The organism is Bartonella sp. B1099 (assembly GCF_944801835.1).
GTDB lineage: Bacteria > Pseudomonadota > Alphaproteobacteria > Rhizobiales > Rhizobiaceae > Bartonella.
Genome location: NZ_CALYLN010000001.1, coordinates 596,809 through 609,113, shown reverse-complemented (window position 1 = coordinate 609,113; position 12,305 = coordinate 596,809). Strand labels below are relative to the sequence as shown.

Below are 12,305 nucleotides of genomic sequence, written 5' to 3'. Positions count from 1 at the left end.
AATATGATCGATGAGAAGGTAAAGAACCAAATGTGTGTGGGGCGGTTTATTGCAGAATTTGCTGCCGTTATGGAAGAAATGAACACCTTAATTGATATTGAACAAAAATTCTATCGGCAATATATTGAAGGTTCGCTCTCTCATGCTGTGATATTAGCGCAAACAAAGATTATTTTACAGTCTGATTATGAAAAAATTTCTCATAGTTTAAAATTATTCTCAAAGAAATTAAAGAAGGTACATTTGTTTTTTCACGAACGCTTAAAAATATCTCATATGAATATTGAAGCGCGATTAAGCGCGTTGATTGGTCGTGGTGCTGGGCATTTGCATATGGCGCATGCACGCAATGATCAAGTGGCTGTTGATTTTCGGTTATGCGTTCGTGAAGCAGTGCAGAAAGTAGCACAAGCCTTAAAGGCGTTTATAAAGCAATTGCTTGCTCTTGCAGAAAAACATGTTAAGACCTTTTTGCCAAGCTTTACGCATTTACAATTGGTTCAACCCGTAATATGGAGTCATTAGAGGATGGCATATGTTGAAATGTTTGGTTGCGATTTATCGCGGATGTCTGGTGCTATTAAGCGAATGAATGAATCGACTTTGGAGGCTGTGGTTTTGGCAGGGGCATGTTTTCCGATTGATCTCTTTATGACAAAAAAAGCTAGGTTCCCGAAAATCTATAGGCAATTCAATTGATCGTGTTTTTAACCGTAACTTTACATTGAAATTTTTAAGGGCTGGTGCTCTTTGTACAATGCATCTTTCGCGTTTAGCAGAAAAAATCATTCTTTGGTTAAGTGAACAGTTTTATTTTATTCGTTTGTCAGGTGCCTTTTCAAGAGATTTATCTATTATGCTAAAAAAGAGAAATTCTGATACAGCAGAGTTGGTAAGGGCGAAAGCAGGTCGATTAAATAGTGCGCTTATAGGATTGTTGACGATGATGAAAGGATTACCGCTTGCTTATTTAAAGGATATATAAGAAGATAAAGAATATATGTTTAATGGGGCTTTGAGTTTGGACTTATCATTGACAGCGATGATAGGGATGGTTGCTGATTTGGAAGTGAATAAAAAAGCCATGAAACAAGCAGCGGATTTAGGGTATGTAACAACTACGGATTTTGCTGATTGGCTTGTCTCCGCATTAGGGATTACTTTTCGTGAGGCACATCATATAACAGAGCGTGCTGTAGCATTGGCAGAAAGAAAACAGTGTCGCCTTCAGGATTTATCATTCGATAAACTTCAAGCAATTTGTTTTGGTATCAATATGGCACTTTTTGATGTGTTGACCGTTGAAAAGTCTGTTGAAAATCGCAAAAATTTTTGGGGAACAGCACCAGCAAAAATTCTCAGGTAAATTGCATATTGAAAAAAGCATCTTGTGAGCGCTTGAGTGATTGTGCTTTAAAGGTAAAAAGAGATCGAGATGAGGAAAGAGGGCAGATGAAAATTATAGTAAAGGGGTTGGTGATTGTCCTTTTGGGGGGCTTGGGTGTCGTTGTCGCTGGGTGTGGGCGTAAAGGGTCATTAGAGATGCCTCCTGCAAGTGTGGAAAAGTCTATGCAGGGAACATCTGCTGCTAAAAGTGAAGATGACCAACCTTTTATTCTTGATCGTTTGATAAAGTAGGAGAAAAATATGAATTTTTTTCCCTACCATCAAGGTATGCTTTATGCTGAAGGGTGTTCGCTTGCTGCTCTTGCGCAGGAGGTGGAAACACCTTTTTATTGTTATTCGGCTAATGCATTGGTCACATGTTTTAAGGACTATCAAAAGGCATTTCAAGGGATGCCTAGTTTGATTGCTTATGCGGTTAAAGCTAATTCTAATCAAGCAATTTTAAGGCTTTTAGCGGCAAATGGGGCAGGTGCTGATGTGGTCTCAGAAGGCGAATTACGGCGCGCCCTTGCTGTTGGTATTCCGGCACATCGTATTGTTTATTCTGGTGTTGGTAAAACCGTGAGGGAGATAGATTTTGCTCTTTCTCAGAATATTTATTGTTTTAATGTTGAATCAGAACCGGAACTTGAACAGTTGTCACAACGTGCTGTTGCGCTTTCAAAGACAGCACGTGTTTCATTACGCATTAATCCAGATGTTGACGCAAAAACTCATAAGAAAATTACGACAGGAAAATCTGAAAATAAGTTTGGTATTCCATTGGTGTTGGCAAGAGAGGCTTACAAAAAGGCTGTCTCTTTACCTGGATTGCAGGTTTGCGGGATCGATATGCATATTGGCAGTCAAATTTGTGATTTAAAGCCATTTGAGGAGGCATTCTTTCTTATTGCAGATTGTGTGCGTCAATTGTGGAGCGATGGTTATGCAATAACGCATATCGATATTGGTGGTGGGCTTGGTATTGCCTATGGTTGTGAACAACATACTGTACCCTCTCCTTTTGATTATGCTGCGCTGGTAAAGAAGCATATTGCTCCTTTAGGGATTAATATTGTGGTGGAGCCGGGACGCAGCATTGTAGGTCAGGCTGGTGTGTTGGTAACCTCTGTTCTCTATTTAAAAAAGGGACAAGGGCGGAATTTTGTTATTGTGGATGCAGCGATGAATGATCTGATGCGACCAACGCTTTATGATGCTTGGCAGAATGTCGTCCTTGTGAAACAAGCAGTAAAAGACGCTCCTCTTATTCGTGCAGATATTGTGGGTTCCGTTTGTGAGACTGGTGATTATTTGGCATTAGATCGCTGTTTGCCGATTTTGGCACCTGGTGATCTTTTGGCAATTACTCAGGCTGGGGCTTATGGTGCTGTGATGGCAAGTACTTATAATAGTCGACTTTTGATCCCTGAAGTTCTCGTGCAAGATACACGTTATGCGGTTATTCGTCCACGCCTTGATTATGCGCAATTGATGGAATGTGATCATATTCCTGATTGGGTTGAGCATTCTTAAATGTTTTTGGTCTTATTTTTACTAAACTTTGATGAAACAATTTATTTTCTGGAAATTGTCTTATATGGGTTTTATGATCTTAATGCATCACGGTAAAAGGGGAAAAATGCTTGTTTATGAAAAATAAAAACATCAAGAGCTTTGAAATAAAGCTTTTGGGTGTACGCATTTTGATGTGGGGGATCCTTTCATTTGAACGGGTATGGATACGGTTGTTGCCATTTTTCCTTGTTCTTAGTCTCTTTTGTTCGCTTAGCTGGTTGGGGGTTTTTGGCGTTTTAGGCTATTGGTCCCATTGGCTCTTACTTGGGGTGTTGCTTGTTTGTGCTGGAGCGAGTTTATTTTTTCTTATTGGTTTTCGGTTTCCCACAATGCGGGAAGTGGATCACCGTCTTGAACGCGTTAATGATCTTAAACACCAGCCTTTGAATATTCAGACAGATCATGTATGTTCTGAAAATGAAGAAGATTTTAGTGGTGTTATTTGGCGTGAGCATCAACGCCGAATGGCAAAACAATTAGACCATTTAAAAACTGGATTTATCTCTCTTAATAGTGCGGCTTATGATCCTTTGGCTTTGAGGGCTTTGTGTGTTCTCCTTTTTGTGTGTGCCTTTAGTTTTTCTTTTGGTTCACGTGGGGGGCGCTTGGCTGATGCTTTTGATTTTCGTCCTGTGATTGATGAAAAATTCATGCGGATTGATGCGTGGGTAACACCACCTGCTTATACTGGCGTGGCACCGATTTATTTGACAAAAGATGAGAAGACACAACTGGAAATTCCTGAAGGGAGTGATGTGGTTGTGCGTGTTGTCAATGGGGCTGGTGTTACAGTCAAAGCAAAAACTGTAGAAGATGGGCAGAAAGTTTTGTTTTCAGAGAAAACGGAAAAAACAGCTTTCAATGAGCCAATCGTTCATTTTGAAACCCATTTAGAGCATTCAATGGATTTGTTTATCTCATCACGTCGTAAAAAACAGCAGTGGCATTTACAGGTGATGAAGGATAAGCAACCAACAATTGATTGGCTGGAAAAACCAGGGCGGATTTTAACGGGGTCGTTAGAGTTGCGGTATATGTTGGATGATGATTATGGTGTGACAAAGGCTTTTGTTGAAATAGAGCCTCTCTTTCAGAATAAAAGTGCTTCTTCTCTTTATCACGCACCGGAAATAAAGCTTCTTCTTCCACGGAGTGGAAAAGGTAAAATGCGAACAGTGCACGATGTCTCAGCGCATCCATGGGCGGGTTCACAAGTCAAAATTACTTTGGTGGCAGAAAATGGTGCAGGGCAGACAGGGCATAGTAAAACTTTTGTTATGATATTACCGCAGCGTGTTTTCTCAAATCCTGTTGCGCGTGCGGTCAGTGAATTGCGTCGTTTACTTGCTCTTGATGCTGCTGCGAGAGAACGTGTATTGGATATGCTCTCTGCTTTGTTGGTGCGTCCAGAAAAGGGGCTTCAAAATGTAACGCATTTTCTCGTTCTACAAAGTGCGTGGACAAGGCTCTCTTTGGCACAAACAGACGAGGATTTGCGCGATGTGGTGGATTATTTATGGCAGATTGCTTTAGGTCTTGAAGGTAATCAGCTTGAATCGGCGCAAAAAAAATTAAAACAAGCACAAGCTGCTTTACGCGATGCACTGCGATATGGTGCTCCAGCGGCAGAAATTGAACGGCTTATGGCAGATTTACGTCAAGCTATGGATGCGTATATTCAAGCTTTGGCTGAAAAAGCACCAGATGGTCAAGTTTCTAAAAATTCTAAAAGCTCAAAAAGTCCTAATCTTTCTGAAAATACATTACAAGAAAAGCTGAATCTCATTGAGGAAATGGCTAAAACAGGCTCTTCTTTAGCAGCAGAACAGCTCTTGACGGAAATTGAACAGACGCTTGACCACTTGCATGTGCAAAAAGGCAATCATAATGAGAAAGAAAACAATCAATCTGCACAAATGAAAGAAAAAATGGACAAACTTGGTGATTTAATGCGTCGTCAGCAAGAAATTCTCAATGAAACGCATCAGTTGGAGATGAAACAAAAACGTGGGGAAAATGTACCGGAAAAACAAAAAAAATCTTTAAAAAAACGTCAGACTGAATTGCAGTCTGAATTATCAACATTAGAAAAAGAATTATCAAAACAGGGATTTGAAACAGGTGATGCATTGAAAAAAGCGGAAGAAAAAATGAATTCTGCAGGAGATGCTCTTGATCATGGAAATCATCAGGCATCTATACAAAATCAGTCTGATGCTTTGGAATCTTTGCGACAAGGTGCCCAAAGTGTTTTGAAAAAAATGCGTGAAATACTCAAAGAAACAGGAAATGCTCAAAACTCTGATTCTGGTCCCAAAGACCCTTTAGGGCGTCCACTTTCTTCAAAAAGCGATGAAGGACAGGAAAGTGAGGCACTCCCACAAGAAAGTGATCAAATGCGTACGCGGCAAATTTTGGATGAAATTCGCAAACGTTTGGGCAAGGAACATATTCCAGAAGCAGACAAAAACTATCTTGAAAGGTTGCTGCATTTTAATTAACAAATTGTTGGCTTTTTTCTTAATTGATGTCAGAAACAACGTATGAGAAACCTCTATGGCGTTCATCTCAAAAGAAAATGATTAAAGCGCTTATAGTGCAATAATCATCTATTGTACGGTTTTTGGGGTTATTTAAGTTTAAAATGTGAAATATTAAAATGTTCGCTATTGCGGAGAAAGTGTAGAAGTCCATATAGGGTGAGTAAATAAAAACTGTAATATTTTGAAATTTATTTCTACATGGTATGTTGAGTTGGATATCGTTACACTGAAAGATTTTTATGCTTCTGCACTTGGACTACGTGTACAAAAGACACTGTGTGACCAGTTGAATTTATGGTGGCCAGATCTTGCGGATAAACGGGTTATGGGGTTGGGGTATACCCTTCCTTATCTTTCTGCATTGCGTGAACGGACTCAACAATGTTTTGCTTTTATGCCAGCAAGACAAGGTGCTTCGTCTTGGCCTTGTGTTGAAAAAGTTGCTACAGCGCTTGTTTTTGAAGAAGATTTGCCACTTTCTGATGTATCGGTTGATTGTATTTTATTGGTTCATGCCTTGGAATATACAGAGAATTCATTTGAAACGTTGAATGAAATATGGCGTGTTTTAGCCCCCAATGGTCACTTAATTGTCATTGTTCCTAATCGTTCTGGCTTTTGGGCGCGTAATACGACTACGCCTTTTGGTTACGGTGAACCTTATACGCGGCAACAGATTACGCGTTTGTTTGAAAAAACAAATTTTGTTTCTGGACCAATACAAGAAATTGTCCATTATATGCCTTCTACAGGTTATGTTTCGCGGTTGTTCTCATTTTTTTATGAACCATTTGCACGCCATCTTTTTCCCTATTTTGGTGGCCTCCTAATGTGTCAGGCGCAAAAACGTATCTATCAGGGATTACTTGTACAGCGTCGTCAGTCACGACGTGTTTTTATTCCTGCTTTATCCCCACAGACAAGAAATATTTTAATTTATAAAGATCATTAATCATTTTGCTATTGGCATAAGAACTACCTTTTATTTCAAATTTTCCGCATATTGAATCAAACAAAATTATTTGTTTGTACACAAGTGGGTGGGCCATGTAGGTTGAAATTATATAAGAAAAAACATGCTTCTTATGAGTTTTATGGACTGTCTCAAGAATTATAGGGCTGTCACAACATTTTAGAGCAGGCTCAAATGTGTGATGGTGCTCGCTTACTCTTTTATTAAGTGTAAAGAGGGTGGTGCTTAATGTCTCTCTTTATCGTTAAGATAAACATTTTGCATTCTTATAATGAATTATCCTGTCTTTTAAGAGGAGATAAGTAAGGGATGGGGAGAAAATATAAAAATTATCTCTCAATGTAGGCTCAAAAATGTGAGGTAAAGCAGTGAAGGGGAGCGGTATCTTTAAAAAATAATTATAAATATCAATATGTTAAAGAAGATACTTATGATAAAGAATGCTGCCTTAAAAGAGAGTACGATTGTTTGTATGCGAAACATATTTTAAATTTTTAAAGAGAGCAAAAGTATATGAAGCAGAAGTTGCCAAGTATATCGTGAGGATGGAAAGTATTTCTATTGTTGGTTTTCGTGTTGGGATATTTTCATAACGGATTTTTTGTATTTTGTCATAAAAGTGCTGATAGATGAAAACTTTATACGCTACCACCCAAATTGCATGTGAGCGTTTTTTCATCTTGTTTTTGTCTTAATGCAAAGGAAGGCTAAAGATACTAAAATTATTTTTGAAACAGTCCATATCAAATTAAAAGTTTAAACGATACCCATTTTGATCGGTTATGAGAATTTGTGCATTGGAGGGATCATTTTCGATTTTTTGTCGTAAACGATAGATATGGGTTTCTAAAGTATGGGTGATAATATTTTCATTATAACCCCAAACTTGTTCTAATAATGTTTCACGGCTGACAATTTTATCGTTAGCGTAATAGAGGCATTTGAGAATCGCAGCTTCTTTTTCTGTGAGATAGATTTTATTGTTGCATTGATCAAGAAGGAGCTTTTGTCTTAGTTTAAAAGTATAGGGGCCAATCTGAAAGGTTGCGTCTTCATTTTGTTCATATTGGCGCAACTGTGCTCGAATTCGCGCTAATAACACCGCAAAGCGAAAGGGTTTTGTCACATAATCATTGGCGCCTGTTTCAAGATCTAAGATACTATCGCAGTCTGTATCATCATTCGTTATCATAATAATGGGCGCACGAAATCCTTGGGTGCGTAATTGTTTAACGGCTTTGCGACCATCCAGATCAGGAAGTTCAAATCCCAAAATGATGAGATCAATATTTTCTTCTTGGATTATTTTCATTCCTGCGTCAGCTGTTTTTGCTTGGAAAATTTCAAACTCTTGATGCATTTGCAATTGTTCCACCAAAATGGGACGTAGATCATCATCTTCAATGATTAAAAGAGTATGGTGGTTCATATTTTCCCTTATAGGCATGTTAAGGCACTGATTGATAAAGAGCAGTTTCATGAAAAATGAGATTTCATGCAAGAAAAATTAAAAGAGGAAAGTTAAAAAAGAGAGTCTGTAAAAAATGAACTTTCACGATTTCTATAGTTTCTTGCTAAAAAGAAGATGTATCTTTCGTACGCAGAATATTTATACATTGATTGGAAGCGTTGTTTTATACTTTAGGGTGTGTTTTGCCATGGGGGATCATCATCTTTACACTCATAGAGAAACAAGCCGGTGCCATTATATATTTGAGCTTACTCCCAATGTTGCTTATCCTTGGTATTTGAGATTCTTCATAAGAGGCATGTTTTTTATCTACGTTTAGTTTAGTTTTTTCATCACATTTGTATGGGAATTGGGTGGTGTAGTGCTCGTGGTGTTGTCCACTATAATTGTTGAGTATTCTGAAAAGATGTATCATGAAGAGGGTGTTGGTGCAATTTGGTGAGAGTTGTATTGAGAAAGGATATAGAATAAAAAATAACAAGAAACATTAGCATGAGAACACGTAAGGGATGCGTTGTGCTTGTCCTTCTGTGCTGTAAAGCTCTTTTCCATATGAGTTGATGAATAAAAAATTATTATTTTAAGATCAAGGCATTTCCTTCTTAAGGTTGCCCATCAAACACACTTCTTTCCATTCATCTTCTGTCACGGGTTGTACTGATAAACGGCTGGCATTGACCAGCACCATATTGGCTAGTTTGGGATTTGCTTTAATTTGTTTTAATGAAACAGGTGTTGGCATGTCACAAAGTGCGCGGATATCCACACATTCCCAGCGCGGATCAGAAGTTGTAGAATCGGGGTGTGCTTCAGCACATATTTCTACAATGCCTACAATTTCTAACCCTTTATTTGAGTGATAAAAAAAACCTTTATCACCATATTTCATGGCGCGCATATTATTACGGGCTTGATAATTGCGGACACCATCCCATTGTTCGCCATCAGCTCCTTTTTTCTTTTGCATCTCCCATGACCATTTATGGGGTTCAGATTTAAAAAGCCAATAAGCCATGCGTTCACCTTTTCATAGACTGTTATGTATTCATCATATGTATTTTTATAAGCATATTGGTAACATCATCAATGATGATTTTTAAAATGGCGTAAAGAACGAGCATTATCTGTTTTTCGGCTACGGTTTAAAATGCGCTTACTGTGGCAGTATTGCGTTGGAAAAAGTTTAGCAAGAAAATTGGTTCTAAAAAGTGATGATAATGGTCTTGAAACAAATGGGTGATCAAAGGTGAAGAAGTTAAAGAATGGCTTCATATTATGCTTCGGTAAGGGGTAAGGTGCGTCTTATGATGCCGTAAAATACTGTCATGTGAAGTGTGGTGATATAAGGCAGTTTCTTTGAAACATGAAGTGTTTTTAGAATATGTGATGAATATTTAAGTTCGCGTATCAAGTTTTGGGTTAAGTGAATCGTGTAAAATAAGAAGCAGATGGAATCGTTTACAGGTGGGAAATCGATTCAATAACTATCTAGATTACAGACCGGATTGAGTGAAAATCTTTGTTCTTTAAAAGGTGAGGGAAAGCAATTTTCTTATGCTTTTGTTCCACGGCGTCCCGTCCCGATTAAGGGTGAGGCTTTTTCATCTAATGGCCAGCGTGAGCGAGGAGCAATATCAAGCGAGCTTATTTCTCCACGCGCGAGCTTTTGTGCACCGGCAAAAGCAATCATTGCTGCATTATCCGTACACAAGGAAAGAGGAGGCGCTATAAATTCGAAACCATGTTGATGGGCAAGTTCTTCCAATGTCAAGCGAAGTGCTTGGTTTGCGGCAACTCCGCCTGCGACAACTAGAGCAGGGGAATGCTTTTCTTGATCATGAGAGAAAGGGTATTGGTTGGTAAAGTGTTGTAGAGCCAATTGAACGCGATCACGCACCGTATCGGTCACAGCGGCTTGAAAACTTGCTGCAATGTCAGCAACATCATTTTCTGTAAGAGGAGCTATGGCTGTTGCGGCTTGTCGAACAGCCGTTTTGAGGCCTGAAAAAGAAAAATCTAACCGTTTTTCACCTTTTAAAGGTCGTGGAAGAGGGATGCGATTTTTATCACCCAATAAAGCTGCTTTTTCAAGCGCTGGTCCACCAGGATAAGGAAGACCTAAAAGTTTTGCAGTTTTATCAAAGGCTTCTCCTAATGCATCATCAATGGTGGTTCCTAAACGCTGATAGTTGCCTACTCCATGAACAAGGATTGTTTGTGTATGTCCGCCTGAAACTAAAAGTAATAAATAAGGAAATTTGACATTGTGCGTTAATACAGCTGTTAAAGCATGTCCCTCTAAGTGATTGACGGCAATAAATGGTTTTCCAGTGGCAAGAGAGAGTGCCTTTGCGCTCATAACACCTACCAATAGCCCCCCCATTAAACCAGGTCCACTAGTGGCTGCAATGCCATCAATATCTTTTAGTTTTATGTTTGCTTCTGTGAGGGCTTGCAGAATTAAATGATCAAGAATTTCAACATGCGCACGCGCGGCAATTTCAGGAACAACACCCCCATAGGGTGCATGATGATCAATTTGACTCCAAACAATATTGGAAAGAATTCGGCTGTTTGATTCATTGTTGTATTCAATGACAGCCGCTGCCGTTTCATCACAACTTGTTTCTATTCCCAACAGACGCATTTTAAACAAAACCTTATATTGAAGCTTCTTTCCTGTGTGCGTACCATGAACAGAAAAAGATGCAAAGTTTTTCTATTAAGAATTGATTTTTCTATGAGAGAATGATTTCATTTGGCACTTTTTTGAATTTTATGGCATTGTTGATTAAAAAATGAAGCTGTATTTTTGAGTATAAAATGAAGCTATGTTTTTAAAAACTTGTCTATTAAAGTTTATCATTGTAAATATTCTTGAGGAAAATGCGTTTTAGAAAATTTCTATAAAGTTATACACTTTATGAAAAGTGTGTAAAGAAAACAAAGATATTTGAGAAAAGCTTCATTTTTAAAACTTTTTTCATTTTATTATTTTATCATTAAAAGAAGTGTGCACAAAAAGTAACAAAAATGGTCGATTCTTCAAAACCAAAAGTTAAATCGCATTATACTGGTACGCGTCGTAAGAAGCCAGTCATTGAACATGAAGCTGCTTCCCATGATTCAGAGGAAAAAATACAAAATTCTGTAGAATCTCATGTCCAAGAAAAACAGAATATGCAAAATCAGGATCAAAGTACTTCTCGTACAGCTTGGCTTTTGTTGCCTCTTTCAGGGGTTTTAGGGGGACTCATTGCTTTGGGAATTTTTGTGGGGCTTCAATGGGTGGGTTTGTTTTCTTCTCCTTTTGTGAAAAATTCTGCTGAAGGGAAAAAAGTTTTACAGATTGCTGAGGCTGCAAAAGGCCAAAGTGAAGAAACAAGAGAACAATTGGAGCGAATGCTTCAAGAGATCGATGCCTTAAAAACAGCATTTTCTTCTGAGGAAAATTCTGTTGGAGAGGAAAAAGTTTTGCAGATTGCTGAAGCTGCAAAAGACACAAGTGAAGAAACAAGAGAACAATTGGAGCAGGTCCTTCAGGAGATTGATGCGTTAAAAACAGCATTTTCTTCTTTTTCATCACAACAGTTTCAAACAATGAAAAACGATGAACTTTTGCAAAAGGAAAGCAGAAAAGCTTTTGCGATTTTAGAGGAAAAAGTAAAAGCTCTTGAAGAGGTTGTACAAACTTTTGTTGGAGAGTCAAAAGAGATAGAAACGGCTTTGTCTATCGGGCAGAGCAATGCACATGATCTTGCTTCGTTAAAAAAACAGTTGGAAGCACTACAGCAAGAAATTATTGTTAAAAATAATGAAAAAAAAGAAATAAATACAGCACTTTTTACAGCGATCAGTTCGTTAAAAAATGCTGTAGAACGGGGTGGATCTTATAATAATGAATTAAAGCTGTTAGAGCAATTATCACCCTCGATTGATGGACTTGATCTGTTGCAAAAGACAGCTACTGTAGGTCTTCCAAGTTCAGCACAACTCTCTGTTGATTTTGCGCGTGTTGCTGATGCAATTGTTGGTACGCAAAATATTGTTACGTCAGATGCTGGTTTTTTTGACCGAATTTTAGCGTGGATAAAAGGGCTCGTTGTTTCGCGACCGATTGGAAATGTTGAAGGGATGACGCTAGGGGCTATTACAGCACGCATGGAAGTTGCCATTCAAGTGGGTGATTACGAAAAGGCTTTGAGCGAATGGCAATCATTACCTCAAAATGCAAAAGATGTTTCAAGAGATTTTGTTCAGCAGCTTGAAAGACATATTGCGGTTCAACAATTGCTGCAGCAATTGTTGTTGTCTGTGCAACAAGGGTCTTTTAAGGCAACAAAGTAAAATAGGC

At 38.4% G+C, this 12,305-nt stretch carries 8 protein-coding genes and 1 pseudogene; 6 read left to right on the top strand and 3 right to left on the bottom strand.

What is annotated here, in order from left to right:
- Window positions 1–3 precede the first annotated feature (3 nt).
- From argH to NNJ73_RS02675, 5 genes and pseudogenes are all read left to right on the top strand, one after another.
- Window positions 4–1,366: pseudogene (gene argH, locus NNJ73_RS02695) on the top strand (argininosuccinate lyase).
- An 86-nt stretch (window positions 1,367–1,452) separates the two neighbouring features.
- A complete protein-coding gene (locus NNJ73_RS02690) occupies window positions 1,453–1,638 on the top strand; it encodes a lipoprotein (RefSeq protein WP_254492601.1) in 186 nt (61 codons plus the stop codon).
- Between the two features lie 9 nt (window positions 1,639–1,647).
- On the top strand, window positions 1,648–2,922 hold the full coding sequence (gene lysA, locus NNJ73_RS02685) for a diaminopimelate decarboxylase (RefSeq protein WP_254492600.1): 1,275 nt from the start codon (window positions 1,648–1,650) through the stop codon (window positions 2,920–2,922).
- Between the two features lie 116 nt (window positions 2,923–3,038).
- Window positions 3,039–5,465, top strand: a complete 2,427-nt coding sequence (locus NNJ73_RS02680) for a TIGR02302 family protein (protein ID WP_254492599.1) — start codon at window positions 3,039–3,041, stop codon at window positions 5,463–5,465.
- 223 nt (window positions 5,466–5,688) lie between these two features.
- A complete protein-coding gene (locus NNJ73_RS02675) occupies window positions 5,689–6,459 on the top strand; it encodes a methyltransferase domain-containing protein (protein WP_254492598.1) in 771 nt (256 codons plus the stop codon).
- A gap of 769 nt (window positions 6,460–7,228) precedes the next feature.
- Here the strand turns inward: NNJ73_RS02675 and NNJ73_RS02670 are convergent.
- The 3 genes from NNJ73_RS02670 to tsaD form a co-directional block, all read right to left on the bottom strand.
- Window positions 7,229–7,909: a response regulator transcription factor gene (locus NNJ73_RS02670; protein ID WP_254492597.1), complete on the bottom strand. Its 681-nt coding sequence runs from the start codon at window positions 7,907–7,909 to the stop codon at window positions 7,229–7,231.
- A gap of 628 nt (window positions 7,910–8,537) precedes the next feature.
- On the bottom strand, window positions 8,538–8,966 hold the full coding sequence (locus NNJ73_RS02665) for an EVE domain-containing protein (RefSeq protein ID WP_254473832.1): 429 nt from the start codon (window positions 8,964–8,966) through the stop codon (window positions 8,538–8,540).
- Window positions 8,967–9,503: 537 nt separating this feature from the next.
- On the bottom strand, window positions 9,504–10,598 hold the full coding sequence (tsaD, locus tag NNJ73_RS02660; protein WP_254492596.1) for a tRNA (adenosine(37)-N6)-threonylcarbamoyltransferase complex transferase subunit TsaD: 1,095 nt from the start codon (window positions 10,596–10,598) through the stop codon (window positions 9,504–9,506).
- 386 nt (window positions 10,599–10,984) lie between these two features.
- On the opposite strand from tsaD, the gene NNJ73_RS02655 reads away from it, so the two are divergent.
- A complete protein-coding gene (locus tag NNJ73_RS02655) occupies window positions 10,985–12,298 on the top strand; it encodes a hypothetical protein (RefSeq protein ID WP_254492595.1) in 1,314 nt (437 codons plus the stop codon).
- The last annotated feature ends 7 nt before the right edge of the window (window positions 12,299–12,305 follow it).